Genomic DNA, 25,049 nt, shown 5'->3' with positions numbered 1-25,049 from the left:
AGGAGGTTCCCGCAGTCCACACCCTTTACGGCAGCGGCCAGGTGATCGTGCCGTTCTGGTCGGTGCGCCACGTCCGGGTGTTCGTGGCGGCCAGTCTGCCCAGCACGTCCGGGTGGGGGTGGCCGTAGGTGTTGCGGCCCACGCTGATCACGGCGTCGGCGGGGCGCGTGCCGGCCAGCAGGGCCGCGCCGGTGCTGTGGCGGCTGCCGTGGTGCGCGACTTTCAGCAGGTTCAGCGGGCCGAGGTTCAGGGCCTCCTCGGTGTGGGCGGGCAGGTCGCCCAGGAACGCGGCGCGCCAGTCGCCCACGTCCAGGCGCACGGCGACGCTGTTGTCGTTGTCCTCGGTACTCCACACGTTGCCGGGGGGCCACAGGACCGTCAGGGCCGCGCGGCCCGCCTGCACGCGGTCGCCGCGCCGCACCTCGCGCACCGGGACGCCGCGCACCTGGGCCTCGTTCAGCACGGCGGTCAGAACCGGGTCATCCGTCTTGCGTTGCCCGATCCACAGCTCCCCGACCGGCAGGGCCCGCAGCACGCCGCTCACCCCCTCGATGTGATCCGTGTCGGCGTGCGTGGCGATCACCACGTCCAGCTTCCGCACGCCCAGCGCCCGCAGGGCCGGGACGACCGTGCGCCCGCCCACGTCGTAGTCGCTGCCGACCGAGCCGCCCGCGTCGATCAGGACCGTCAGGCCCGGCAGCCTCAGCAGCGTGCAGTCGCCCTGGCCCACGTCCAGGAACACGATGTGCTGCGCGGGCCGCACCCAGCCGGGCAGCGCCGTGAGCAGCGTCCCGGCCAGCACCGCTGCCAGGACCGCCCGGCCCGGCAGGCGCCCCAGCAGCCACAGCCAGCCCGCCCCGGCCGCCGTGACGAAGGCCAGCATCCCGCCCGGCCCGATCACGCCCCAGGTCAGGACCGGCGCCTGCCCGAAGGTCTGCGCGACCAGCAGCAGCGCCGACGCCAGCGGCCCGTTGATCAGGTTCAGCGGCGCGGCCAGCGGCCCCAGCAGCCCCGCCAGGAAGCCCAGCGGCACCAGCGCCGCCATGATCACCCCCGCCACGAGGTTGGCGGGCAGGCCCACCAGCGGCACCTGCCCGAATGTCCCCGCGATGACCGGCAGGGTGCCCAGTTCGGCCAGCACGGTCGCCGCGACCGCCAGCCGCAGCGCGTACGGCCAGCGCGCCGGGAGCCGCCCGGCCAGCCGCGCCGAGCCGGTCAGGGCCAGCACCGCCAGGAACGACAGGACGAACCCCAGGTCCAGCAGCCACAGCGGGAACAGCAGCAGGCACAGCGCCGCCGCCAGCGCGATCAGGCCCAGCGGGTCGGGCCGCCCGCGCCCCACCGCCAGCGCGACCAGCACCACGCCGCCCATGATCACCGCCCGCGTGATACTCGGCGAGGGCTGCACCAGCATCAGCAGGTACGGGGCCAGCAGCGCGGCCGGAACCCCGAAGCGCCAGGCGGGCGAGGCCCCGGCGCGGATCATCAGCCACACCAGCACGCCCGTGATCAGCGCGACGTTCTGCCCGGACAGCGCCATCAGGTGCGCCAGCCCCGCACGGGTGAAGGCGTCCCGCACCGAGTACCCTGCGGCGAACTCCTCGCGGGTGATGTCACTGCGGTCCCCGAGTTCGATGGCCTGCATCAGCGCCGCGCGCCGTTCGTCCAGTCCGGCACTCAGGCCCCGCCGGAACCAGCCGCGCAGCCCGCGCTCCGGCTCGTGCGTCCGGACCTGCGCCGCGACCAGCACCGCGCCGGGGGCTGGTACGAACAGCCCGCCCTGCGAGCGCAGCCACGCCGCCTGATCGAAGCCGCCGGGCGTGCGCCGCCCCTCCGGCGCGACCAGACGCCCCGCCACCGTCAGCTGCCCCGGCCCCTGCGTGGGTTTCGGCGCGACCACCACCCGCGCGCGCGGCTCGGTCAGCGTCAGGAACTGCCCGTCCCACTCGCCCCGCAGGGTCACCTGCGCGCCCAGCCACGGGGTCATGGGGTCCGGGCGGATCAGCACGGTGCGCGCCGACAGGAACCCGGCCCCCATCCCCGCCACGGCCAGCGCCAGCAGCAGCGCCCGCCGGGGCTCACGCCATGCCAGCGCCCCCAGCAGCCCGGCCAGCCCCGCCAGGGACAGCGCGCCGTTCCCGCCGAAGCCCAGCGTCACCCCCAGCGCCAGCAGGATGCCCGCGATCATGCCCAGCGCCGCCGGAACCGACCACGCCGTGCGCGCCGCCACCCCAGCCGGCACGGTCGCGGTCACGGCGCCCGGCGCGGTGCGGGGCGGCGCCAGCTCTGCCCCCGGCGCGTGCCGTCCGCTCAGAACGACACCAGCGGCGACAGGGTCTTCAGGGTGGACGGCCCCACGCCCTTCACGCGGTCCAGGTCGGCCAGCGAGCGGTACGGGCGGCCCGCGATCAGCTTCGCCGCCAGCGACGGACCCACCTTCGGCAGCGCCTCCAGTTGCTCCTGGGTGGCCGTGTTCAGGTTCACGCGGCCCGAGATCAGCGGCTGCACGCTGGCCGTTGCCGGGTAGACCGGCGGCTCCTGCCCGCTCCCGGACGGGGCCGCCGTGGGCGAGGGAGGTGAGAGCGGCACGCGCGTCACCACCGGCACCTGCGGGCGCGGCAGCAGCGCCGGCCCCAGGCTCAGCGCGGCGCACAGCAGCGTGCCCACCGCCAGCAGGGCCGTCCAGCCCCGGTCAGTGCTGATCATGCGGTCAGCTTAAGCGGCGGGTCGCCAGCTGTCATGCGAAGTTGACCTGCCCGCACCGACCGGCGACCGGCGCGGGCCTCTTGGATGGTGTCCGCCTTCCGTGATACACTCCCGGAGTTTGCCCTCCGTAGGGGGGCGCTATCGCGTCAGGCTGGCCCGGCCCCCAGGGTGCAGGGCCACGGCGCGAGCAAGGAGAGCACCATGAAGCGTACCTACCAACCCAACGTCCGCAAGCGCGCCAAGACCCACGGCTTCCGCGCCCGCATGAAGACCAAGTCCGGCCGTAACATCCTCGCGCGTCGCCGTGCGAAGGGCCGCCAGCAGCTCACCGTCTCCGACGAGTAAGCCCCTTCCTTCAGGAGCGACCCTTATCGCCCGTGCAGTTCAGTCCAGCGCCACGCAGGAACGGCCCCGCCGTCCGGTGGCGCTGGATTCGTTGCGGGGCGACCGCGAGTTCCGCAAGGTCCGCAGTCACGGCGTCGCTGTGCGCGACCCGCTGTTCACGCTGCGCGTCACCGAGTACCGCCCCCGTCACGGCGAGGCGTGGCGGCCCCGCGCGATCATCGGTCTGGTCGTCAGTAAAAAGACCCTCAAGCGCGCCGTGGACCGCAACCGCGCCCGCCGCCGCGTCCGCGAGGCGCTGCGCACCCTGCCCGGCGGCCTGCCCGCCTGCCGCGCCATCCTGCTGCCCAACCCGGCGGTGCTGACCGTGCCGTTCACCGAATTGCAGGCCGCCCTGACCCGCGCGCTCTCCCGCGCACCAGGGCGACCGAAACGCGGCGGCAACGGTGGTCAGCCGGGTGGCGGTGGGCAAGGCGGGGGACAGGGCAGGAGTGACGGGAACGCGGCGGGGCCGCGCCCCGTACCTGCTTCCGTGCCTCCCCAGGATTCAGTCCCACCTTCCCCGGACGGCCCCCAGTGAGCGGCCCCGGGCCGCGCCCGGCCGGGGGGCTCGCCGCGCGCGGCCTGCTGCGCGCCGTCCGTTACTACCAGTCGGCCCTCTCGCCCCGCAAACCCGCGCCCACCTGCCGCTTTACGCCCACCTGTTCGGAGTACGCCGCGCAGGCCATCGAACGGCACGGCGCCGTGCGGGGCGCGTGGCTGGCCTCCTGGCGCGTCATGCGCTGCAATCCCCTCGTGCCCGGCGGGTTCGACCCGGTTCCGGAACACTTTCCCAAAAGGCGACCCCACACCCCATGAAGACAAGACACCTGCTGCCCCTCGTGGCTGTCGGCGGCGCGCTGCTCCTGAGCAGCTGCGGTCAGACCGGCCCCCTCCCCACCTTCGGCAAGGCCATCACGCCCGAATGGATCACCACCGACTTCGACGGTCAACCCGGCGACGAGTTCATCGCGACCAGCAACCTGCAGGACGTGGTGTTCAACGCGCGCGGCGAGGTCATCGGCTGGTACATCAAGAGCTACGCCGGCACGCCGTACATCAAGCAGCGCGCCGACGGCACCTACGACTTCAGCGCCCTGAAAGACCAGAAAGGCATCGTGAACATGGTCGCCGGCCGCAAGGCGCTGGCCGTGCAGGCCGAAGGCGCGCTCGACCCGGCCGCCGACGCCCAGGTCACCGCCCCCACCGGCCTGACCACCGACGCGACCGCCAACCGCCAGGACGCCGTGTTCCGCTACACGCAGGGCGGCGTGACCGTCACCAAGACCGTCACCCTGCACCCCCGCAACTTCAAGATCGACCTGAAGACCGAGGTCACGGGCGGCCCCGAGCGCGTGAACATCTTGTTCCCCGGCCTCGGCAAGGCCGACAACCCCCGCGTACAGGGCCTCTCCCAGACGGGTGCGCAGCCCGCCACGGTGCAGGGCAGCGGCACGCTGGTCGTCGAGAACGTCCGCTACGCCGCGCTGCAGGAGAACCCCAGCCAGATCGCGCACGCGCTGATCATCCTGCCGCAGGTGACCGCTGGCGCGAACGCCGCCGATCCCGCCAGCCAGCCCGACGCGGCCGTGAACGCCACCCTGACCGGCGGCGCGCAGAGCCTGATCAGCGCGTCCGTGCCGGCCAGCAGCAACCTCGAAGTGTACGGCGGCAAGAACGAACTGATTCACCTGTACCAGAGCGGCTACACCACCCTGCCCGGCCTGTTCCAGCCGAACTTCTTCGGGCAGATCAGCCTGTACATCGTGAAACTGATGGAAGCGCTGTACAAGGTCATCGGGAACTGGGGACTGGTGCTGGTCGTCCTGACCGTCCTGCTGCGCGCCATCATGTGGCCGCTGATGCAGGTGCAGGGCCGCACGACCGCCCGCATGCAGGTCATGCAGCCCAAGATCAAGGAAATCCAGGAGAAGTACAAGGACCGCAAGGACGCTGACGCGCAGCGCGCCATGCAGCTGGAGATGGCGCAGCTGTACCGCGACTACAACTTCAACCCGGCCGGCTGCTTCTCCACGTTCATTCCGTTCCCGGTGCTGATCGCCCTGTGGTCCACCATCCGCAACTTCGAGTTCGACAGCGGCTTCCTGTGGCTGCCGGACCTCGCCATTCCCGATCCGTTCTACCTGCTGGCCCTCGTGTACCTCGTCGTGAACATCGGCCAGCTGTACGTCATGACCCGCAAGACCCCCGAGATGTTCCGCCAGCAGGCGTTCATCTACCTGATCTTCCTGTACTTCGCCCTGACCTTCCCGGCCGGCGTGACCATCTACATCATCCTCTCCACCCTGATCGGCATCGGACAGCAGATCCTGATCAACAAGCAGGTCGAGAAGGAAACCGCCACCATCGGCCAGAAGGTCGAGAAGGCCCCCACCCGCCCCGCTGCCAAGAGCAAGGCCAGCAAGACCATCGACGCGCCCAAGAAGTAAGCACGCGCCACGCCAAGCAGGCCCCGACGATTGAACGTCGGGGCCTGCCTTGTGTGGGATTAAAGCGCTGCGAGTGCCTGCCCCGCCTCCGCGTAGCCGGGGCGCAGGCGCAGCGCCTCGCGGTACGCGGCCTGCGCCTCGGCAGTGCGGCCCAGTCCGGTCAGGGCGCGGGCGCGCCAGTAGTGCGCTTCCTCGTGCGTGGGTACCGAACGCAGCACCGCGCCGGTCAGGGTCAGCACCCGCGCGTACTGACCGGTGCGGGTGTACGCCTCCAGCGGCCCGAACGAGTACCACAGCGCGCGCCACGCCAGCCCGCCCTGCACCCACGCGGGCCGGGTCGGGTCCAGGGTGCGGTCGGGTGCGGCAGCAAACGCCCGGTCGAAGGTGCGGGCGGCGGCGCGGGCGTCCCCCGCGTCCAGTTGCGCCTGCCCCAGCGTCAGGAAGCCCACGGCGTCCTTGCGCCGTTCCGCCTCCCGCCCGGCGACCCGCAGCGTCTCGGCCTGCTCCTGCGCGCGGTCGGCCCGCCAGTCCAGCACGCCCGCCAGGGCCGCCCGTTTCGACGGTGGCGTGACGATCAGGAACGTGCGCCCGAAGGACCGCCACAGCTCGTCGAACTTCGCGTAGTCCATCCGCAGCGGCCCCAGGTACGAGTCCAGCGCGCTGAACTGCCCGGCCCGGTCGTCGTACCCGGTCAGCAGGCGGTAGTGGCCCATGCCGCCCGAGTCCGGCGTGACGAACCACGTCTCGACGATCACCGGGAAACCCGAGGCCAGCAGCGACCGCAGCAGCGTCCGGTCCCCGCCGCGCGCAAGGTGCACGTCCATGCCCTGCGCCCGCGCGAACGCCGCGAGTTCCTCCGGCGAGACGTTCACGTCCCCCTGGGCCGGCTTGAGCTTCGGGGCGATGTCGTACTGGTTCAGCGCGGAGCCCCAGCGGCTCAGGGCCATGCCGATCGTGACCGGCCCGCAGTTGTTCAGCCGCTGGTACTCGTGCCGCACGCCGGAAACGCTGGCCCGCGCGGGCAGAGCCCTGGGTGGCGTGGCGGCAGGAGGCGCGGGCGTGACCTCCGGCGTGGGAGGCGGCACCGGGGCGGGCGCCGCTGGTTCAGGTTCGGGGATTGGCTCGGGGGAGGGCTCTGGCGCGACTGGCGCAGGTGTGGCCGCAGGCGGGAGCGCGGGCACCGCTGCCTGCTGAACGGCGGCCGTCTGGGCGTTCGCCCCCGACTGAAGACGAGTGACACCGAACGCGGCGGCCCCCACGAGCAGGGCAGCCGTCAGCAGCAGGGCAGGGGAGCGCATTCCCTCCATCGTCCACGCCCTTCATGATCCGCGACTGAGTCGCAAAGGTCGCGCAGATCACGCTTGTGGCGCAAGTACCCCGCGACCGCTCCGAGAACCCCACCCCTGCTGAAGCAGGAAAAAGTAGAACCTTCCCGCACACACCAAGACACATGGCCCCACAAGCGTCGTGGCAACCCGGCCCGTCGTGCGCGAAGCGCGCGGGGCGCACGGCGCGCGGTTGAAAGATGGCGTGTGAGGCGTGGCCGTCCCCGCCCAACACCCACCCAGAACGCCCGCAACATACCTGCTCAGTGCCAACGCTGGCTCCCCCGTCCCCCCTGGGGATGGGGGCTGGGGGTGGGGAAGCCCGCCGCAGGCGCCCCCCTTCCAGATTCAGTAGTTCATGACCTGCCGGATCGCCTTCGCCACGCGCACGGGGTTGGGTCGGTACACGTCCTCGACGGCGGTGAACGGCGGGTACGGCGCGTCGTAGCCGGTGACGCGGACGATGGGTGCGCGCAGGTGCTCGATGGCTTCCTCGGCGATGACGGCGGCGATTTCGCTGTGGAATCCGGCGGTGCGGGGTGCCTCGGTGACGATGACGGCGCGGCCGGTCTTTGCGACGCTGGCCAGCACGGTGTCGGTGTCCATGGGGACGAGGGTGCGCAGGTCAATGACTTCCACGCCGATTCCGGCGGCCTGCGCGGCGGCGGCGGCTTTCTGGGCGACTTCGACCATGCCGCCGTAGCAGATGACGGTCACGTCGTCGCCCTGGGTGACGAGGCGGGCTTTGCCGATGGGGACGCGGTAATCACCGACTGGGACGTCTTCTTTGGTCGAGCGGTACAGTTTGATCGGTTCGAAGAAGAAGACGGGGTCCGGGTCGTTGATGGCCGAGAGCAGCAGGCCCTTGGCGTCGGCGGGGGTGCTGGGGATCACGACTTTCACGCCGGGTGTGTGGGCCAGGATCGCTTCGGGGCTGTCGGCGTGCTGTTCGGGGTGTGGACGCCGCCGCCGTAGGGGGCGCGGATGACCATGGGGAGGTGGTAGCGGCTGCGGGTGCGGTGCCGGTAGCGGCCGAGGTGCGAGAGGATCTGGTCGAGCGCGGGGTACAGGAAGCCTGCGAACTGGATTTCCGCGACGGGTTTCAGGCCCGCGAGGCCCATGCCGATGCCCATGCCGACGATGGCGGCCTCGGCGAGGGGGGTGTCGAACACGCGCGCCTCGCCGTACTTGGCCTGGAGGCCGTCGGTGGCGCGGAACACGCCGCCCATCACGCCCACGTCCTCTCCGAAGATGTGCACGGTGTCGTCGGCGCCGAGGGCGATGTCGAGGGCGTCGTTGATGGCGGCGACCATCGTCATGTTTTTCGTGGTGCCGGTGGGGGGGGTGGCGGTGGCGGTCATGCCTGCTCCTTCTTGTCGTGCGCGTGTTCGGCGAGGATTTCCGCGCGCTGCTTTTTCAGTTGCGGGGTGGGTTCCGCGAACACGTGATCCAGGATCTCGGCGGGGGTGGGTTCGGGGTAGCTGTCGGCCTCGGCCAGCGCGGCCTCGAACTCGGCGGCGATGTCGGCGAGCAGTTCGGCCTCGCTCTGCTCGGTCATCAGGCCGGCCGAGAGCAGGTGCGTGCGCAGGCGCGTGACCGGGTCCTTGGCGTCCCAGCCGGCGTTGTCGGCGTCCGTGCGGTAGCGGCTGGGGTCGTCTGCAACCGTGTGCGGCTTGACGCGGTACGTGACGGTCTCGATCAGGGTGGGGCCGCCGCCGCTGCGGGCGCGCTCCACGGCCTCGCGGGTCACGTGGTAGGTGGCGAGGGCGTCGTTGCCGTCCACGCGCACGCCGGGAATGCCGTACCCGTCGGCGCGGCGGCTCAGGTCCGTGGCTTTCGTCTGGTGGCGGGTGGGGACGCTGATGGCCCAGCCGTTGTTCTGGAGGATGAACACGCACGGTGCGTTCAGCGCCCCGGCGAAGTTCAGTGCCTCGTGAAAGTCGCCCTCGCTGCTGCCGCCGTCCCCGATGAACGCCATGGCGACGTTCCGGGTGCCCTGGCGCTGCTCGGCGAGGGCGGCGCCCACCGCCTGCGGGTACTGCGTGGCGATCGGGATGTAGAACGGCAGGACCTTCAGGTCGGCGGGCATGTGCCATCCGTGCGGTGACGTGCGCCAGTACGCCAGGGTCCGGGCGATGGGCAGGCCCAGCGTCAGGGCCGCGCCGGTGTCGCGGTAGGTGGGAAACAGCCAGTCGTCCTTCGTCAGCGCGGCGGCCGTGCCGACCTGACTGGCCTCCATGCCTCCGAACGGCGGGAACACGCCCAGGCGGCCCTGGCGGTACAGCACCCAGCCGCGCTCGTCGAAGTGCCGGGCGCGGCGCATCTGGCGGTACAGGTGCAGGCGCGTCTCAGGGTCGGGCAGCAGGTCCTCGCGAACGACCGTGCCGTCCGGCGCGAGGCACTGCACCATGTTCGTGTCCTGCTGGGCGGCGTCGTAGGCGGCCTGCGCCGCCGCGTAGCCGGGGCGGTGTCCTGCGACTCTGGGGCTGGGGCTGGGGCTGGGGCTGGGGCTGGGGCTGGGGCTGGGGCTGGGGCGTGGGGCTGACGGGCAGCCAGTCTGGTATCTGGGGTCATGAAGTCTCCTGGGTGGGGGGCAGGCGCGGGGTCCGGGGCAGAGGAGTGGCGGCCCACCTCAGGGCGCGCGGCGCTGGTTCAGCAGCCGGTCGCTGCGCGGGGGCAGGCCAGGAGCGGGACAGGTCGGGGCGTCAGGCATGGCAGGACAGGGGGGGAAGCGGGCGCTTCCGGACATGTTGAAGTGCCTCCCAGCGTAGCAGCCGGGAGGCACCTTTCCAAACGGGCGTTCGTTTTCAGCGGGTGGGCCGGACGGCCACGCCGGACATCACTGCCAGTTGCCGCCGTTGTACGTGGCGCTGCCCGAGGCGGGCGTGGTGTAGGTGCGGTTGCTGCCGCCCTCCCAGCTGACGCTGGCGCCGCTGTCGCCGGGCTTCTTGATGAACTTGAACTGCGCGGCCACGCTGGGCGGCAGGCTCACGGTGGTTTTCCAGGTGCAGGTGCTGCCCGAGCAGTCGCCGGGCGTCATGGCAAGGGCCGACGCGGTGTTCCAGGCGCCCAGTTCAGCGCGGTTGCCGGTCAGGTACACGTCCTGCCCGAAGAAGGTGCTGGCCCGCACCTGGAAGGTCACGCTGACGGCCGTGCCGCCCGTGCCACCGGTGCCGGTCGCGCCGGCCCGGTAGATGCCCATCTTGCCGGCGCCGATGGTCACCGGGAGTTTCCCACCCGTGACGGTCGCGCTGCTGGGCGCCCCCTCGGCGAGCAGGTCGTTGAAGACCGTGCCGTTGCTCAGGGCGCTCTTGTCGGCCGCGCTGATGCCCGCGTTGCCCTGGATGTCCAGGTTCACGGTCGCGGCGCTGCCCGAGGTGTTCACGACCACCACGACGCGGTTCGTGCCGCTACCCCGGTAGAAGGCGTACACGTTCTGCCCGCCGTTCGGGCGCCACAGCTCGGCGTAGTTGCCCTTCCAGAGGCCGGGGTTCGCCTTGCGGATTCCCACGAGCTTCTTCGTGAGGTCGAAGGTGTTCTTCGGCGTGCCGCCGCCCGCCACGAAGTTCGCCTGCGTGGCGGCGCGCCCGGTGTCGGTCCAGGCCCAGCCGGGCATGTCGCGGCGGTTGTCGGGGTCGTTCGCGCCGTACATGCCCAGTTCGTTGCCGTAGTACAGCTGCGGAATGCCGGGCAGGGTCATCAGCAGGCCCAGGGCGTTGCCGTAGCGCGCGCGGATCTCGGCCTCGGCGACGCCGCTACCGGGTTCGTTCACGAAGCGCGGCACGTCGTGGTTGTCCAGCAGGTTCACCTGCAGCAGCGTGCGGTCCAGACCCAGGGTGCCGACCGTGTCCTGCACGCTGCCGGCCACTCGGTCGAGGCTGCCGCCCTTTCCGACCGAGTCCACCAGCGCCTGTCGCAGCGGGAAGTTGAAGGTCGAGTCGAATCCGGCGTCCAGGAACGGTTTGAGCTGCGAGGCGCTGCCCGACAGGAACGCCTCGCCCAGCAGGAAGGTGTTGGGCCGCGCGGCCAGCACGCCCGGCACCCAGGAGTTCTCCCAGTAACTGTTCGGGACGTGCTTGACGGTGTCCATGCGGATGGCGTCCACGGCGTAGTTCGTGACCCAGGTCTTGCTGAGGTTGGTCAGGTACGTGGCGACCGCGCTGTCCTCCTGCCGGAAGTCCGGCAGACCGGCCAGCGGGCAGACGATCTCGTCGCCCGTGCAGTTGCCGTGGAACCACGAGGGGTTCTGGGTGGTGATCCGCGCGCCGTACCCGGCGTGGTTCACGACCATGTCCATCATGTACTTCTGCCCGCCGGCTTTCAGGTCGCTGATCAGGCCGGTCAGGTCGGCGGCCGTGCCCAGTTTGGGTTCGACGGCGGTGTCGTCGGGGTTGGTGTAGTCGGGCCAGTACCCGTGATACCCGCAGGAGTTGCCGTTCACGATCCCGACCTGCCGGTAGACCGGGGTGGTCCACACGGCGGTGGCACCCAGGTCGCGGATGTACCCGAGCCGGTTACGCAGGCCCTGGAGGTCGCCGCCGTGGAATTTGGTGGGGCTGGCCGGGTCGAAGCAGTTCGGCTGCCCCAGCCCGTCGTTGGAAGTGTTTCCATTCGAGAAACGGTCGGGCATGACGAGGTAGATGACCTGCTGCCTCCAGGCGTCTATGGTGCTGCCGCTGATCGCCTGCGGCTGCACGCCCGCCACTGTGGAAACGGTTCCAGACTGGGCAGCCGACAGCGGCGCCGGAGCAGGAGCCTGAGAGCAGGCGGACAGGAGCAGGGCGGCGGACAGGGCGCCCCCGATCCCGGTACGGACGGCAGGAGAGTAGACAGAACGTTTCATGACGAAACCTCCAGAAGAGTGCTCCGCAGCGGCGCGGAGCGAGCACGGATTGAATTGTGGTGCGTGCCCATCATAATGGTCGGCCCCGCCCGGAACGCAAGGGGAGGGGCCAGTCCAAACAGACTGACCCCTCTAGACAACCCGGCTGTGATGTCCTCAGATTCGCTTGCGGCCACCGCTGATCGGTGCCCACTCGCCGGACCTCAGCGGCGCTCGACCGTGATCTCGGTGCGGTTGCCCTTGCGCTTGACCTTCAGTTCGGCCTTGCCGCCACCGGCGCGGCGGAACTCGCTCTGGATCTCGTTGTTCTTCACGCTGGTCTTCACCAGCACGTACCCTTCGCTGCGCAGTTTCGCGGCGTAGGCGTCGTGCTGCTGGCGCAGGTCCGTGCGGTTATCGATGGTGATCCGCCACTCACGCTGCGTGCCCCAGGGGTTCACCACGACCGGCGCCGGGGTGGGCCTGACGGGCTGCGGCGCGCTGACCGCGCGGGCCGCCACCGTGTAGAAGGCGGTGTCGCTGACCCAGCTGTTCTGCGGCAGCGGCGTCACGACGATACTCAGCGCCTGCGCCAGCCCCTGCTGCCCCGTCACCTTCACGCTCGCGAAGCTGTTCTGCTCGGCCCTGAACGTGGCGATCTGATCGAGGTTCAGCGGCGTGCGGCTGGCCACGGCCAGCACCTTGTTCACGCCGTAGGGCGCGGCAATATCGAAGCTGAAGGGATCACCGGCCGACGGGAACGCCTTGACCACGTTCGCCTTCAGGAAGTTCGCGCCGCCCTGGTAGCGGTTGGGCAGGATCAGGTCCACCTGCCCCTGAGGGTCCACGTTGAACAGGTAGACGTACGCGTCCTGGGTCACGCTGGTGTACAGACGGATCTTCTCGCCCGGCGCGTAGGCCGGCGTGCCGGTGCCGCTGCTGTCGCGGTCCGTCCAGACCTTCACGTTCAGTTCCGAGGTCACGGGGTTCACGATGATGCTCTGGGCGCTCAGGGTCGGCGCGGCCTGCGCGGGCCCCGTGGAGGACACGGCAGCCAGGGCGATCGTCACGGCGAACAGATGCTTGGGTCGGAAGGAAGTCATGCCGGCAGTGTGCCCGGCGCGCGTGACGCCCACCTGACCCGTGCCCACACGCCCGCCCCCCGATTTCTCACGGACCGGTCAGCTTCCGGAGATCCCGCCGCGCTGACCGTCCCGCCGCTTGCGCCGCCCACTGTCCAGCTCCGAATCGGAATACGTGTCACAAAGTAAATTGTGTTCATGCGCATCTTGTGATCCGCTCATCCGGGCACTAGACTGGCCGGCGTGTTCCCCCGCAACCCACACCCACCGTCACGCTTCCGCGTGTGGCGCCGCCTGGGACTGATCACCCTCCTCACGCTGGCGCCGGTCATGGCCGGTCAGGTGAGCCCGGCCTCCAAGACGCGACTGCCCGTCTTCACGTACGTCCGCGCCGCGCAACCCACCCCGAAAGCCAAGCCGGGCGAACGCCGCGCCCTGACCATCAGCACCGGCCAGCGCGAGCTGAACCTCACGCTCGGGCAGTTGCAGGCCATGCCTGCCGTGCGCTACACCACCCACCACCCGCAACTGAAACGCAGCTTCACCTACGAGGGCGTCACGCTGCGCGACCTCGCCGCGCGCGGCGGATTCCTGGGCCGCGACCTGCGCGTGTACGCCGCCAACGGCTTCGCCAGTACCATCCGCGCCGAGGATTACATGAACTGGCCGATCATGCTTGCCTACCGCGCCGACGGCGCGCCCATCCCGATCCTGCAGAAAGGCCCGCTGACCGTCGTGCTGCCCGAACGCCCGGAACGCTTCCACGCCGGTGAGTACTCGGCCGCGTGGGTGTGGTTCGCCGAGCGGATCGCCCCCGCCCAGTGACCGCTCCCACCGGGCGCCAGGGGCCCGCGCGGCTGTTGCTTCTGGCGCGTGAACTGCTGCTGGCCGTCCTGCCGGGCCTGCTGACGACCGCCGTGCTGCTGGCCACCACCCTGCCCGCCTACAACGCCCTGAAGAACACCGGGACCGGCTGGACCCCCTACGCGTACCAGGGCTTCGCGCAGGACGTCCTGCAGTACCAGGTGTCCCGGCATCCGGACGTGCCCGCCGAGGACCGCGAACGGATCCGCCTGAGGGCCCTGTCCAGCGCCCTGAACCGCGCGCAGTTCGGACTGCTCGACGACGTGGAACGCCTCGGCGAACGCCGCCTGTCGGTCGTGGCCCGCAACCTGCAGGAAGACACCGACGCCTCGGCCGCGCGGGCCGTGCAGGAGGCGCTGGGCCTGAGCGCCCAGGCCACCGAGTACGCCAAGGGCCTGGGCATCCGCTACGAGCAGGAACTCCTGCGGCTGCGCTACGCCCTGATCGGCACGTCCGCCCTGACCGGGCTGCTCAGCGCCCTGCTGATCCTGCGCGCCCTGCTGATGTGGCGCGGCGAGCACCTGCGCACCCGCCAGCGCGAGGAACGCCAGATCGAGGCGCTGAACCTCGCCAGCCACGAGATGCGCCGGCCCCTCCAGACCCTGCTGCTCGCCAGCGACCTGCTGCGCCGCGCCGAGACGCCCGACCAGCAGCAGCGTCTGCTGAGCATGATCGAGGACAGCGCCTCGCAGATCTCGAACCGCGCGGACCTGGGCCGCCTGAAAGACCTGTACCTCGACGTGACCCTGAACCCGCAGCGCACTGACCTGCGCCCCCTGCTGCGCCGCTTCAGTGCGGAACGCGTGCACGTCGTCACGCCCGACGCGCCCGTGCCGTGGCCCGTGGACGCCGGCCGCTTCCGGCAGATGATCGAGAACCTCGTCGAGAACGCCCTGAAGTACACCGACGGCGTCGTCGAGGTCAGCCTGGCCACCCCCGGCGGCCGCCCGCAGGTGCAGGTCCGTGACTTCGGCCCCGGCATGAGCGCCGAACTGCAGGGCCGGGTCTTCGAGCCCTACGAGCGCGGCCCGGTCAGCCTGGGCAGCGGCCAGGGCCTGGGTCTGCCGCTGGTGCGCCGCTACGCCCGCGCGCACGGCGGGGACGTGACCATCAGCCACGCGCCCGGCGGCGGCCTGATCATGACCGTCACGCTGGGCGACCCCGCCACGCACCTGCGCGCCCCGGTCAGCGCCACCCCCGCCCCCGCCCGGCGGAACTGACCGGCAACTGACGAACGGGGTTTCCGCACAGCACCCGGGCCCGCCGCGCCCTACGCTGGGCAGCGTGACCCGCCGCCCACTCCTCCTCCCGTTGTTGGGCCTGCTGCTGGGCCTGCTGGCCGCGCCATTCACCCTGACCGCCCACGCCCAGGAGATGTTCCGGATCGGGTACAGCGCCGACTCGGCCCGGCAGGCTCCGCTGACCGTCACGTTCACCGCCACCTTCCCGGCCACCCACACCGTCCGCTGGTCCTTCGGGGACGGCGCGGCCGCGCAGGGGCCGCAGGTCACGCACACGTACTACCGGCCCGGCACCTTCACGCTGGTCGCCACGCTGGTCAACGCGCAGGGCCGCGAGGTCAGCCGCGCCCAGACGCCCATCGAGGTGCGCAGCGGCGGACCGGAACGCGCGGAACTGACCGTCCTGCACGCGCCGGACAGCGTGCGCCTCGGCACGGCCGGCAGCGTCCTGTACCGCCCGGAAACGCCGCGCGTCTTCCTCGACGGCCGCGAGGTCGGCACCGGCCCCACCCCCCTGGCCTCCGGCCCGCACGCGGCGCTGGCCCAGGCGACCGGCAGCGCCGGGCAACGCCTGGAACGCCGCCTGACCCTGAACGCCGCGCCCTTCCAGACGAGCGCCGCCTTCGACAGCGAGGTGCTGCGCCTCACCAACCGCGCCCGCGCGCAGGGCTGGAACTGCGCGGCCCTGCGCGCGGGCGGCCCGGCCCTGCCGCCACTGAAACTGCACCCGGCGCTGGATCTCGCCGCGCAGGGCCAGTCGGCCGGGATGGCCCTGTACGGGTACTTCGACCACACCAGCGCCCTGGACGGCAGCAGCCCCATGCGCCGCGTGCAGACGGCCGGCCTGAGCCCCAGCAGTGTCGCCGAGAACATCGCCGCCGGGCAGACCAGCCCCGACGAGGTCGTGAACGGCTGGCTGCGCAGCCCCGGCCACTGCCGCAACATCATGGGCGACTTCACCCTGATCGGCCTGTCGTACGTCTCCCGCCCCGGCACCACCTACAAGCACTACTGGACGCAGGTCTTCGCGCGGCCCTGAGTCCGGTATGCCGCTCCATCGAGGGACCGGCCGTTCGACCCCGCTGCCGACGAAACAGACGCAGGGCGGATCATCGGGTTCCGTTTGTTTCGCTGACAAATCGGAACACCACCGATCTGCCAGCTCCACGTCCGGAACCCGTTTTTCTCCTACTCGCTCCGCTCGGATTGAATGGGCTGCAAAGCCCGTTTAATCGGAGTCCGGATCAGTTCACGTCGGCGACGCTTTCGAGCAGGTCGGCCAGCTGCTCCTTGGCGCGGAACACGCGGCTCTTGGCCGTGCCGAGCGCCACGCCCTGAATCTGCGCGATCTCGTCGTAACTCAGGTCCTCCATGAAGCGCAGCACGACCGCCTCACGGTACTCGGGCGGCAACTGTTGCAGGGCGCGCTGCACGCGGTCCTGCGCGTCGGCACTCTCGGCCGCCTGCACCGGCGAGCGCTTCTCGCTGGTCACCTCGAACCCCACGTCCTCGCGCGCCTGCTCCAGCGAGAAACGCTGCAACTGCTTGCGGCGGTGCGATTCGATCTGCGTGTTCCTGGCCACCTGATACAGCCACGGCAACACCCGCTCGCCCGCCCGGAAGGTGCGGATGCTGCGCCACGCGCGGTAGAAGACCTCCTGCGTCAGGTCCAGGGCGTCCTCGCTGTTGCCCTCCAGGCGGTACAGGTACCCGTACATGCGGCCCTCGTACTCCTGCACGAACTCGAACCACGCCCGCTCCTCACCGGCCGTCAGCCGCTCCAGCAGCTCGGGCGAGATCAGGTCGGCAGGCGCAGGATCGGTCGGCGCAGGGTCGGTCGGAAGGTCCACAGTGTTCCTACCATAGCGTCCCGGCCGGGCCTGACGTGCCGCAGACCGCCCGGCGGGACGTGCCGCTGCGCTACCATGCGCGCCACCCGCCCATGACGACCCCGCCTCCCACCCCCGTTCCCGCCGCGACCCTGTCCGCCCCCTCGGCGCCGCCGGATTCGTCTGCCCTGAGCGAGGCGCTGCGCGGCATGCTGCCCGACCTGAGCGTGGGCGCGCTGCTGGGCTTCGCGACGGGCGTGGCCCTGCGGCACATCGGGCGCGTGGCGCTGATCGCGCTGGGCGCACTGTTCATCACGCTGCAACTGCTGTCGTACTTCGGGCTGATCACCGTGAACTGGTTGCAGGTGCAGGCGCTGACCGAACCGTGGCTGCGCCAGGGCAGCGAGCAGGGCGGCGCGTGGATCACGCGGGTCCTGACCGCCAACCTGCCGTTCGCCGGGGCGTTCACCGCTGGACTGCTGCTGGGCCTGCGCGCAAGGGTGTAGACAGTGAACGGCCGACGGTTGATAGAGGGCTGCGTCTATCAACCATCAACTTTCAACCTTTGATACGGACTCCGATTGAATGGGCTGCAAAGCCCGTTCAATCCGAGCGAAGCGAGTGGGAGCAAAACGGGTTCCGGACGTGGAGCTGGCAATCCGGTGAAGTCCCGGATTGTCGGCGAAACAAACGGAATCCGTATGACTTCTTTACGCGCTGCCGCGCACGATCAGGCGGGGTTCGAAGCGGCGGGCGCGGGGCGGACCCTTGTAGCCGTTCAGGCGTGAGAGCAGCAGTTGCGCGGCCTCGTAGCCCATGCTCTCGACCGGTTGGTGCAGGGTGGTCAGGCCGCGCTCGGCCGCCCAGGGCTGGTCGTCGAACCCGATGACGCGCACGTCCTGACCGATGCGCAGGCCGCGCAGTCGCACCTCGTCGAGCAGCGCCCCGGCCAGCATGTCGGCGGACGCGAACACCGTGCAGGGCAGCCCGGCGGCCTGCGCGTCGTCGAGCAGGGTGGCGGCGGTGTTGCGGGCGGCCAGCGAGTCGAAGCTGGAGGTGTACTCGGCGCGGACGCTGCGCCCGGCGGCCTGCACCTCGCTCATGAAGCCGGTGCGGCGGTCCTCGAACACGCGGGTGGTGAACAGCTGGTCGAGTTCCGTCTCGACCCACACGGCGTACAGCTGCCCCGGCAGTTTCGCGGCGTACTCGCCGGCCAGGCGACCCCCGGCGACGTTGTCCATGAACGAGGAGTCCACGTTCTCGGCGTAGGCGTCGACCAGCACGGTCGGCTGCTGGGTGCGCAGTCGGCGTTCATGGAACATCTGCGTGAGGTTGTACGTCGCCATGACCAGCCCGTCCGCCTGGTACGCCAGCGTGTGCGAGCCCAGGTAGCGTTCCAGGCGGGAGCGGTCCAGCAGCGGGAAGATCGCCACATCGTAGCGGGCTTCCTGGAAGGCGCTTTCCAGCCCGTCGAGGAGCCGCACGTAGAATTCGGTGGTCAGGACCGGTAGCAGCACGCTGATGGTGTAGCTCTTGCCGCCGGCGATGCGGCGGGCGTGCGGGTTGGGGGTGTACTCGAGGTCCGCGATGGCCTTGAGCACGCTTTCGCGCGTGGCTCCCTTGACAGCCACGTGGTTGTTCAGCACCCGTGAAACGGTGCCGACTCCAACCCCGGCCTGCCGGGCTACGTCCTGAATGGTGGGTTTGCGCATGGTCTTGCCCTCACCATACTCCCTTTATGGAACCCTTTCCACAGCCCGGCGTGGGCGGGCGCGGTGGGACAATGCGGCCCCCGGCGCGGCCTAGACTGCCCCGTGAAGGCCCGTGCCGGCGCTTTCGGTGCCTGCACCGCCCGGCCGCCGAAAGGAGTGTCATGACTGCACCTGCCCACCCGCACCGCCGCTGCGCGCCCGCCCTGGCCCTGCTGACGCTGCTGGCCCTGACCGCCTGCGGCCCCCGCGCGGAGTCCGAACCGGCCGCCAGCGCTGTCCCGTCCGCCAGCACCGAAACGTCCGCAGGTACCGAACCGTCCGCAGGCACCGAATCGTCTGTAGGCCCCGCCGCCCAGGATATGGCCGGACACGACATGGCCGACATGGATCACGGAACCATGAACCACAGCGGGGCTCCCCAGAACGCCGCCCCGGCGGTTCCCGCGAACGCCGCGCCGCTCCCGCTGACCGTGACGGACGGGCGCGTGGTGGCCGTGCCGCCCGGCGTGCCGGACACCAGCGTGTTCGCCACCCTGACGAACACCGGCCCCGACGATGTGCAGCTGAGCGGCGTGAGCAGCCCCGCCGCGACCGGCGGCCTGCTGATGATCACCCGCACCGACCCGGCCGGCCTGACCGGCATGAGCGCGGTGGACACCCTGACCGTCCCGGCCGGCGGCACCCTGACCCTCAGCGACATGGGGGATCACCTGATGCTCAGCGGCCTGAAAGCCCCGTTGCAGGAGGGCGAACGCCTGAGCCTCACCCTGACCGACACGCAGGGCCGCGCCCTGACCCTGGACCTCCCGGTCCTGAAACCCTGACCCGCCCCGGAGACTCCTGTGACCGAAACGCCCCCCCACCCGCCCCTGCCGGACCCCGGCCCGCCCGCCCGCCCCTGGTACGTGTCGGCGCTGCTGGCCGCCGCCGCCGTGACCCTGCTGCTGCTGGCCGTGTGGGGTTACGCCCGCCTGAAGAGCCCGTACCCCTTCTTCGGAACGGCGTACCCGGCCGGGACGCTGGCCGCCGGGTTCAGCGGGACCGTGCAGGCCGGGGGGCGCGAGCGGCCCTTCACGTTCACGCCGGACAGCGGGCAGGCGGGCGGCCCGGTCACGGCGCTGTTCTTCGGGTTCACGAACTGCCCGAACATCTGCCCGCTGACCCTCTCGTACCTCAACCGCGTGCGTGACGCCCTGCCCCCCGCACAGCGCGAAAGGCTGCGCGTCGTGCTGGTCAGCGTGGACCCCGACCGGGACACGCCCGCCCGCCTGAACGAGTACGTGTCGTTCTTCGGGAAGGCGGGCGTGGGCGTGCGCGTGCCGGAATCGGCGCTCTCCACCCTGGCCGCCGCGTACGGCGTGGCGTACCAGAAGGCCGACGTGAAAGGCCCCCAGTCGTACCAGATCAACCACACCACCGCCACGTACCTGATCGACGCGCGCGGGCGGCTGCGGGTCCTGTGGGACTACACCCAGCTGCCGCAACTCGAACGCGTGAAAGCCGACGTGCAGTACGTCCTGGAGACCCCATGAGCGCCCCCACCCCCGTCAACCTGAACCCCACCCTGGCCGACCTGCTGGCCCCCACGCCCGACCCGGCCTTCCTGATTCCCACGCTGCTGGTCGCCGCCGCGTACACCTGGGGCTTCCTGCGCGCCCGGCGCGGCGCAGCGGGCGGCGCCGCGTGGCCGGCGTGGCGGGCCGTGCTGTTCGCGCTGGGGACGTTGCTGCTGCTGATCACCACCCAGAGCCGCGCCGCCACCATGACCCAGAGCAGCATGGCGCTGTACATGGGCCGCCTGATGGTCCTGGCGGAACTCGTGCCGCCCCTGCTGGTGCTGGGCCTGCCACGCCTGAATCTGAATCCGCGCCGCGCCCTGGGCCGCGTGCTGGGCGTCCTGCTGGACCCCTGGGTGGCGCTGGCCGTCTGGACGGCCGTGATCGTGTTCTGGAACGTCCCCGCCGGATTCAACGCCAGCGTCGTCTCGAACACCGCCGGGGCGCTGCTGCCCGCGCTGTACCTGCTGAGCAGCCTGATGGTCTGGAGCGTCATCCTGCGCCCGCTGCCCAGCGTGCAGCCCGCCGACATCGGCTCGCGCGGCTGGTTTGGCCTGATCAGCGCGCTGCCCATGATGGCCGTCGCCAGCGTCTGGCTGTACTCCCCCCAGGTCCTGTACACGCCGTACGTGAGCGCCCTGTGCCTGTGGAACTACACGCCGCTGCAGAACCAGCAGCTGAGCGGCTGGATCATGATGCTCGCCGGCCTGCCCGCCCTGGCCCTGGCGTTCATCCAGCTGTTCGCGTGGCTGGTCAAACTCTCCGAGGGGCAGGGCATGCCGCCCCAACCTCCCACCCAGCCGCCAACACAGCCCCCGGCCCGTCACTGATTTCGCTCCCACGCCCTGCAACCTTCACGCCCCCTGCGCTAGCCTGCGCGCATGCATGACGCAGTGGTGATCGGCAGTGGGCTGGCAGGACTCACGGCGGCGCGGGTTCTGGCGCGCGCCGGGCAGCGGGTGCGGGTGCTGGAGGCCGCGCCGTTCGTGGGGGGCCGCGTGCACTCGCGCGCCGTGAACGGGTTCACGCTGGACGCCGGGTATCAGGTGCTGTTCCCGGCGTACCCGGCGGTGCGGCGGCACCTGGACCTGGGCGCGCTGGACCTCGTGCCCGTGCCGTCGGCGGCGGTCGTGCGGCGTGGCGCGCGGACCGACACGCTGGGCAGTCCCCTGAGCGACCCGGCGGCGCTGCCCTCGACGCTGCTGAGCGGCGTGCTGAGCGTGCCCGACAAGGCGCGCGTGGCGGCGCTGGCCCTGAAGCTGCGCGCCCCGGCGCCGCACACGCTGCTGCGCGGCGACGACCAGTCCACCGAGGCGTTCCTGCGGGAGTTCGGGTTCAGCGAGGGCGCGCTGGACCGCTTCTTCCGGCCGTTCTTCGGGGGATCTTCCTGCGGCGCGAACTGGACACCAGCGCCCGCCTGTTCCGTTACTACTTCCGGATGCTGATGGACGGCGGCGCGGCCCTGCCCCGCGCGGGCATGGGTGAGGTGGCGGCGCAACTGGCGGGCGGGCTGGACGTGGTGACCGGCGTGCGCGCCACCCGCCTGAAGTCCCACGCGTCGCACGTGACCGTGACCACCAGCGCCGGGGAACTGGACGCGCGGCAGGTGATCGTCGCGACCGACCCGGACGGCGCCGCTGCCCTGACCGGCCAGCCGACCGGGCGCGGCAGCCTGGGGGGCACGTACCTGCACTACGCCGCGCCGCACGGCCTGGACCGCGAGACGCGGCTGCTGCTGAACGCCGAGGCGGGCTTCATCAACAACGCGCACTGGCTGTCGAACGTGATCCCGCAGCGCGCCCCGCAGGGCCAGTCGCTGCTGACCGTGACCGTCCTGGGCCTCCCGGACCTCGACGACGACGCCCTGGATGCCCGCGTGCGCGGCGAACTGGACCGCTGGTACGGCCCGCAGGCCGCCACGCTGCGGACCCTGCTGGTCGAACGCATCCGGCACGCGCAGTACCCGCAGCCTGCCGGGTACGCCGCCACCCTGGCCGGTCACGCCACGCCCCTGCCCGGCGTGATCCTGGCGGGCGAGGCGACCTCCATGAGCGGCATTCAGGGCGCCATGGAAAGTGGCGAGAAGGCCGCCGCCATCGTCCTGAACGACCCGGCCGGCATGAGCCGCCCCAGGGGCGCATGACCGCCCACCCCGCCCCGAGCCAACCGGGCGCCCGCCTGGACCATCTGGTCATCGCCGCCCGCACCCTGGAGGAAGGCCGCGCGTGGCTCGAAGGCCGCCTGCACTGCCCGCTGGAACCCGGCGGCGAGCACGGCCTGTTCGGCACGCACAACACCCTGCTGTCCCTGGGCCCCGACGCCTACCTGGAAGTGATCGCCGTGAACCCGCAGGCACCCGCCCCAGGGCGCCCCCGCTGGTTCGGCCTGGACACCCCCGACATGCAGCGGCGGCTGTCGCACGGCCCGGCCCTGATCCACTGGGTGGCGGGCGTGGCGCACCTGCCGGCCGGTCCCGATGTGCTGGCCCTGTCACGCGGCGCGAACCGCTGGACCCTGACCGTCCCCGCCGACGGCCACCTGCCCGGCGGCGGCCCGCACCCGTCCCTGATCTGCTGGGAGACCCTGCCGCCCCCCACCCGCCTGAGCGACCGGGGCGTGCGCCTGGGCACCCTGCACCTGGGCACGCCCGACCCCGACGCGCTGCGCGCCGCGCTGAACACCCTGAACTTCACGGGCGAGGTCGAGGTTCAAAGGGGCCCGCAGCCCGAACTGCGCGCGGTCCTGACCACCCCCGGCGGCCCGGTCGAACTGTGAATGCCCACGGGCCACTGCCGCCCCCGGACGCCACCCACTACTGCCGCCCGGACGGTGTGCCGGACCGTCCCAGCGTGGGCGGGGTCATCCTGCGTGCCCCCGGACCGGACGCCGCCACACTGGAAGGTGCGCCCGGCGGCTGGCAGGTCGCGGTGGTCGTGGAACCCGGCCCCTACCCGCAACTGCCCAAGGGTGGCCTGGAAATCGGCGAAGCCCACCTGGACGCCCTGCACCGCGAACTGCGCGAGGAGGCCGGACTGGAGGGCGTGCAGATCCTCCGCGAACTGGCGACCCTGGAACGCCTGAACTACGCCCGCACGAAGTGGCAGGTCACCCGCTACTACCTGGGCATCAGCACCCAGCAGGAGGCCCTGCCCCCGCTGGAGCCGGGCTACCGGCTGGAATGGCATCCCCTGCTGGGCGGGCAGGTGCCGGACCTGTTCTGGCCCGAGCAGACCCGGTTACTGCGGCAGGTAGCCCGCCAGCTTCAACGGAACGGCACGCCGTTCTGACCTGCCGCCCGGCGGGGCCGCCGCCCGTGCAGCAGCGCCGCCGCCAGCAGGCCCGCCAGGAACCCGAACAGGTGCGCCTCCCACGACACGTACGGGTTGCCGGGCAGCACGCCCCACAGGATGCCCCCGTACAGCGCGAACGCCGCGACCGCCACGCCGATGGCGACCGGCGTGCGCTCCCACCAGCCCACGCCCAGCAGGTACGCCAGGAACCCGAACACCAGTTCGCTGGCGCCCAGGTGCACGCTGCCGCCCCGCCCGAACAGCCACACCAGCGCGCCCCCCACCAGCACGATGATCAGCGTGGCGGTCAGGAAACGGGTCACGCCGCGCACGGCTCCCATGAACGCCAGCACCGCCAGCGGCACCGTGTTCGCCATCAGGTGCCCGAAGCCCGCGTGCAGGAACGGGGCGGTCAGGATGTTCCAGAACGCGCCCGTGTCACGCGGGAGGATGCCGTAACGGTCCAGCGACCCGCCGAACAGCAGCTGATCGGCCACCTCCTGCCCCCAGATGCCCGCCACGAGCGCCGCCGTCAGGGCCGCCGCCGGGCCGGGCTGACCCATGCGGGCGGGCTGACCCACGCGGGAAGGCGGGCGCGCGGGACGGAACCGGTCGGGTCGGGTCATGCGTCCAGTGTGCCGCATGCGGGCCGGGCGTGGCGTCCACCGGAGGGTGCAGGGACGTTCACGATCGGCGCAGGCGGGTGCATTACCCTGCCCGCATGAACAACCCGGAAGCAGGCACCCAGGCGGCAGGCAGCAGCACCCCCGCACACAGGACCCTCGGGCACAGCGGACTGAGCGTCTCGGCGGTCGGCCTGGGCTGCAACAACTTCGGCGGTCGCCTCGATCAGACCGCCACCACCGCCGTCGTGCGCCGCGCGCTCGATGCGGGCATCACGCTGTTCGACACGGCCGACATCTACGGCAACCGGGGCGGCAGCGAGGAGATGCTGGGCCGCGCCCTCGGCCCGGAACGCCGGAACATCGTCCTGGCCAGCAAGTTCGGCATGGACATGGGCGACGGCCAGCAGGGCGCCCGTCCTGAGTACATCCGCCGGGCGCTGGAGGCCAGCCTGCGCCGCCTCGGCACGGACTACCTGGACCTGTACCAGCTGCACACCCCGGACCCGCACACGCCCATCGAGGACACCCTGGGCACCCTGAACGACCTCGTGCAGCAGGGGCTCGTGCGGGCCGTCGGCGTGAGCAACATGCCCGCCGCCGACGTGCGCGCCGCCGACACCCTGGCCCGCCAGCACGGCTGGGCGCGCTTCACGTCCTGCCAGGACGAACACAGCCTGCTGGTCCGCGACATCGAAACCGACCTGATCCCCGCCGCCCACGACCTGAACCTGGGCCTGCTGCCCTACTTCCCGCTCGCCAGCGGCCTCCTGACCGGCAAGTACCACGCCGGGCAACCCCTCCCGGACGGCGCACGCATCACGGGCAGCCAGGGCGCGCAGGACCGCTACCTGACCCCGCAGAACTGGACGGTCGTCGAGAACCTGCGGACCTTCGCGCAGGCCCAGGGTCACACGCTGCTGAAACTGGCCTTCAGTTGGCTGCTGTCCTTCCCCGAAACCAGCAGCGTGATCGCCGGAGCGACCAGACCCGAACAGATCGACGAGAACGTCGCCGCCGCCAGCTGGACCCTGAGCGCCGACGAACGCGCCGAGGTGGACCGCATCACGCGCGGCTAGGGAGTAGGACGTGGGTGGGGGAGACCTCCGGTTCCGCTGAACAGGGATACAGAAAAAGCCGGGGCAGGACGCTCCGGCTTTTCTGGGAT

General features: G+C 71.3%; 23 protein-coding genes and 2 pseudogenes. 15 read left to right on the top strand and 10 right to left on the bottom strand.

Going from position 1 to position 25,049, the window contains the following annotated elements; genetic code table 11:
* Positions 1-25: 25 nt before the first annotated feature.
* Positions 26-2,188, bottom strand: a complete 2,163-nt coding sequence (locus BXU09_RS02635; RefSeq protein ID WP_078304640.1) for a DNA internalization-related competence protein ComEC/Rec2 — start codon at positions 2,186-2,188, stop codon at positions 26-28.
* A gap of 122 nt (positions 2,189-2,310) precedes the next feature.
* On the bottom strand, positions 2,311-2,706 hold the full coding sequence (locus BXU09_RS02630) for a ComEA family DNA-binding protein (RefSeq protein ID WP_078300432.1): 396 nt from the start codon (positions 2,704-2,706) through the stop codon (positions 2,311-2,313).
* Between the two features lie 201 nt (positions 2,707-2,907).
* On the opposite strand from BXU09_RS02630, the gene rpmH reads away from it, so the two are divergent.
* The 4 genes from rpmH to yidC all read left to right on the top strand — a co-directional run bounded on the left by rpmH (position 2,908) and on the right by yidC (position 5,537).
* Positions 2,908-3,051, top strand: a complete 144-nt coding sequence (gene rpmH, locus BXU09_RS02625) for a 50S ribosomal protein L34 (protein ID WP_055362370.1) — start codon at positions 2,908-2,910, stop codon at positions 3,049-3,051.
* Between the two features lie 91 nt (positions 3,052-3,142).
* On the top strand, positions 3,143-3,628 hold the full coding sequence (gene rnpA, locus BXU09_RS02620) for a ribonuclease P protein component (RefSeq protein ID WP_078304638.1): 486 nt from the start codon (positions 3,143-3,145) through the stop codon (positions 3,626-3,628).
* Positions 3,625-3,906 carry a membrane protein insertion efficiency factor YidD gene (gene yidD / locus BXU09_RS02615; RefSeq protein WP_099748972.1) on the top strand — a complete coding sequence of 94 codons (282 nt, stop codon included), beginning with the start codon at positions 3,625-3,627 and terminating at the stop codon, positions 3,904-3,906. The genes rnpA and yidD overlap by 4 nt, the downstream gene beginning before the upstream one ends.
* Positions 3,903-5,537, top strand: coding sequence for a membrane protein insertase YidC (gene yidC / locus BXU09_RS02610; RefSeq protein WP_078300430.1), 1,635 nt, complete (start codon positions 3,903-3,905; stop codon positions 5,535-5,537). Before yidD ends, yidC begins: the two co-directional genes overlap by 4 nt.
* Before the next feature lie 59 nt (positions 5,538-5,596).
* Here yidC and BXU09_RS02605 read toward each other — a convergent pair whose 3' ends face one another.
* From BXU09_RS02605 to BXU09_RS02585, 5 genes and pseudogenes are all read right to left on the bottom strand, one after another.
* Positions 5,597-6,835 carry a C39 family peptidase gene (locus BXU09_RS02605; protein ID WP_240500964.1) on the bottom strand — a complete coding sequence of 413 codons (1,239 nt, stop codon included), beginning with the start codon at positions 6,833-6,835 and terminating at the stop codon, positions 5,597-5,599.
* A 375-nt stretch (positions 6,836-7,210) separates the two neighbouring features.
* Positions 7,211-8,223: pseudogene (locus BXU09_RS02600) on the bottom strand (alpha-ketoacid dehydrogenase subunit beta).
* Positions 8,220-9,272: a pyruvate dehydrogenase (acetyl-transferring) E1 component subunit alpha gene (pdhA, locus tag BXU09_RS02595; protein ID WP_078300427.1), complete on the bottom strand. Its 1,053-nt coding sequence runs from the start codon at positions 9,270-9,272 to the stop codon at positions 8,220-8,222. Before pdhA ends, BXU09_RS02600 begins: the two are co-directional and overlap by 4 nt.
* Positions 9,273-9,701: 429 nt before the next feature.
* Positions 9,702-11,705 (bottom strand): alpha-amylase family glycosyl hydrolase, encoded by a 2,004-nt coding sequence (locus tag BXU09_RS02590; protein WP_240500961.1) that lies wholly within the window; start codon positions 11,703-11,705, stop codon positions 9,702-9,704.
* A gap of 203 nt (positions 11,706-11,908) precedes the next feature.
* Positions 11,909-12,787: a DUF4384 domain-containing protein gene (locus tag BXU09_RS02585; RefSeq protein ID WP_078304632.1), complete on the bottom strand. Its 879-nt coding sequence runs from the start codon at positions 12,785-12,787 to the stop codon at positions 11,909-11,911.
* 222 nt (positions 12,788-13,009) lie between these two features.
* Here BXU09_RS02585 and BXU09_RS02580 point away from each other — a divergent pair, with 222 nt between their 5' ends.
* From BXU09_RS02580 to BXU09_RS02570, 3 genes are all read left to right on the top strand, one after another.
* The gene (locus BXU09_RS02580) at positions 13,010-13,591 is read left to right on the top strand and encodes a molybdopterin-dependent oxidoreductase (RefSeq protein ID WP_240500959.1); all 582 of its coding nucleotides are present in this window, start codon (positions 13,010-13,012) and stop codon (positions 13,589-13,591) included.
* Positions 13,588-14,850, top strand: a complete 1,263-nt coding sequence (locus tag BXU09_RS02575) for a HAMP domain-containing sensor histidine kinase (protein ID WP_078300425.1) — start codon at positions 13,588-13,590, stop codon at positions 14,848-14,850. Before BXU09_RS02580 ends, BXU09_RS02575 begins: the two co-directional genes overlap by 4 nt.
* Positions 14,851-14,914: 64 nt before the next feature.
* A complete protein-coding gene (locus BXU09_RS02570) occupies positions 14,915-15,910 on the top strand; it encodes a CAP domain-containing protein (RefSeq protein WP_240500956.1) in 996 nt (331 codons plus the stop codon).
* 205 nt (positions 15,911-16,115) lie between these two features.
* Here BXU09_RS02570 and BXU09_RS02565 read toward each other — a convergent pair whose 3' ends face one another.
* Positions 16,116-16,721, bottom strand: coding sequence for a sigma-70 family RNA polymerase sigma factor (locus BXU09_RS02565; RefSeq protein WP_078300424.1), 606 nt, complete (start codon positions 16,719-16,721; stop codon positions 16,116-16,118).
* A gap of 35 nt (positions 16,722-16,756) precedes the next feature.
* Here BXU09_RS02565 and BXU09_RS02560 point away from each other — a divergent pair, with 35 nt between their 5' ends.
* On the top strand, positions 16,757-17,206 hold the full coding sequence (locus tag BXU09_RS02560) for an FUN14 domain-containing protein (RefSeq protein WP_346417549.1): 450 nt from the start codon (positions 16,757-16,759) through the stop codon (positions 17,204-17,206).
* A 204-nt stretch (positions 17,207-17,410) separates the two neighbouring features.
* Here the strand turns inward: BXU09_RS02560 and BXU09_RS02555 are convergent, their stop codons facing one another.
* On the bottom strand, positions 17,411-18,412 hold the full coding sequence (locus BXU09_RS02555) for a LacI family DNA-binding transcriptional regulator (protein ID WP_078300422.1): 1,002 nt from the start codon (positions 18,410-18,412) through the stop codon (positions 17,411-17,413).
* Positions 18,413-18,573: 161 nt separating this feature from the next.
* On the opposite strand from BXU09_RS02555, the gene BXU09_RS02550 reads away from it, so the two are divergent.
* The 6 genes and pseudogenes from BXU09_RS02550 (at position 18,574) to BXU09_RS02525 (ending at position 23,255) form a co-directional block, all read left to right on the top strand.
* Positions 18,574-19,236, top strand: a complete 663-nt coding sequence (locus tag BXU09_RS02550) for a copper chaperone PCu(A)C (protein WP_144011944.1) — start codon at positions 18,574-18,576, stop codon at positions 19,234-19,236.
* Positions 19,237-19,254: 18 nt separating this feature from the next.
* The gene (locus tag BXU09_RS02545) at positions 19,255-19,944 is read left to right on the top strand and encodes an SCO family protein (RefSeq protein WP_240500953.1); all 690 of its coding nucleotides are present in this window, start codon (positions 19,255-19,257) and stop codon (positions 19,942-19,944) included.
* Positions 19,941-20,798 carry a cytochrome c oxidase assembly protein gene (locus tag BXU09_RS02540; RefSeq protein WP_078300419.1) on the top strand — a complete coding sequence of 286 codons (858 nt, stop codon included), beginning with the start codon at positions 19,941-19,943 and terminating at the stop codon, positions 20,796-20,798. The genes BXU09_RS02545 and BXU09_RS02540 overlap by 4 nt, the downstream gene beginning before the upstream one ends.
* Before the next feature lie 51 nt (positions 20,799-20,849).
* A pseudogene (locus BXU09_RS21300) lies at positions 20,850-22,111 on the top strand (NAD(P)/FAD-dependent oxidoreductase).
* On the top strand, positions 22,108-22,743 hold the full coding sequence (locus BXU09_RS02530) for a VOC family protein (protein ID WP_078300418.1): 636 nt from the start codon (positions 22,108-22,110) through the stop codon (positions 22,741-22,743). Before BXU09_RS21300 ends, BXU09_RS02530 begins: the two are co-directional and overlap by 4 nt.
* Positions 22,740-23,255 carry an NUDIX domain-containing protein gene (locus tag BXU09_RS02525; protein WP_078300416.1) on the top strand — a complete coding sequence of 172 codons (516 nt, stop codon included), beginning with the start codon at positions 22,740-22,742 and terminating at the stop codon, positions 23,253-23,255. The genes BXU09_RS02530 and BXU09_RS02525 overlap by 4 nt, the downstream gene beginning before the upstream one ends.
* On the opposite strand, the gene BXU09_RS02520 is transcribed toward BXU09_RS02525, so the two are convergent.
* Complete coding sequence (locus BXU09_RS02520) at positions 23,231-23,821, bottom strand: rhomboid family intramembrane serine protease (protein ID WP_230284713.1); 591 nt, start codon at positions 23,819-23,821, stop codon at positions 23,231-23,233. The two genes, BXU09_RS02525 and BXU09_RS02520, sit on opposite strands and share 25 nt — an antisense overlap.
* A 158-nt stretch (positions 23,822-23,979) precedes the next feature.
* Between BXU09_RS02520 and BXU09_RS02515 the strand changes: the two genes are divergently transcribed.
* Positions 23,980-24,960, top strand: coding sequence for an aldo/keto reductase (locus BXU09_RS02515; protein WP_078300411.1), 981 nt, complete (start codon positions 23,980-23,982; stop codon positions 24,958-24,960).
* Positions 24,961-25,049 lie beyond the last annotated feature (89 nt).

Source organism: Deinococcus sp. LM3, assembly GCF_002017875.1.
Classification (GTDB): domain Bacteria; phylum Deinococcota; class Deinococci; order Deinococcales; family Deinococcaceae; genus Deinococcus.
The sequence above is the reverse complement of the archived record's forward strand: the minus strand, read 5'-3'. Positions and strand labels throughout refer to the sequence as shown.

Coding starts and splice junctions, on each gene's coding strand:
- BXU09_RS02635 (WP_078304640.1), bottom strand. CDS start 2,188: ATGATCGCGGGCATCCTGCTGGCGCTGGGGGTGACGCTGGGCTTCGGC.
- BXU09_RS02555 (WP_078300422.1), bottom strand. CDS start 18,412: ATGCGCAAACCCACCATTCAGGACGTAGCCCGGCAGGCCGGGGTTGGA.
- BXU09_RS02530 (WP_078300418.1), top strand. CDS start 22,108: ATGACCGCCCACCCCGCCCCGAGCCAACCGGGCGCCCGCCTGGACCAT.
- rpmH (WP_055362370.1), top strand. CDS start 2,908: ATGAAGCGTACCTACCAACCCAACGTCCGCAAGCGCGCCAAGACCCAC.
- pdhA (WP_078300427.1), bottom strand. CDS start 9,272: ATGGTGCAGTGCCTCGCGCCGGACGGCACGGTCGTTCGCGAGGACCTG.
- BXU09_RS02515 (WP_078300411.1), top strand. CDS start 23,980: ATGAACAACCCGGAAGCAGGCACCCAGGCGGCAGGCAGCAGCACCCCC.
- BXU09_RS02550 (WP_144011944.1), top strand. CDS start 18,574: ATGACTGCACCTGCCCACCCGCACCGCCGCTGCGCGCCCGCCCTGGCC.
- BXU09_RS02590 (WP_240500961.1), bottom strand. CDS start 11,705: ATGAAACGTTCTGTCTACTCTCCTGCCGTCCGTACCGGGATCGGGGGC.
- BXU09_RS02520 (WP_230284713.1), bottom strand. CDS start 23,821: ATGGGTCAGCCCGGCCCGGCGGCGGCCCTGACGGCGGCGCTCGTGGCG.
- BXU09_RS02540 (WP_078300419.1), top strand. CDS start 19,941: ATGAGCGCCCCCACCCCCGTCAACCTGAACCCCACCCTGGCCGACCTG.
- yidC (WP_078300430.1), top strand. CDS start 3,903: ATGAAGACAAGACACCTGCTGCCCCTCGTGGCTGTCGGCGGCGCGCTG.
- BXU09_RS02585 (WP_078304632.1), bottom strand. CDS start 12,787: ATGACTTCCTTCCGACCCAAGCATCTGTTCGCCGTGACGATCGCCCTG.
- BXU09_RS02605 (WP_240500964.1), bottom strand. CDS start 6,835: ATGCGCTCCCCTGCCCTGCTGCTGACGGCTGCCCTGCTCGTGGGGGCC.
- BXU09_RS02630 (WP_078300432.1), bottom strand. CDS start 2,706: ATGATCAGCACTGACCGGGGCTGGACGGCCCTGCTGGCGGTGGGCACG.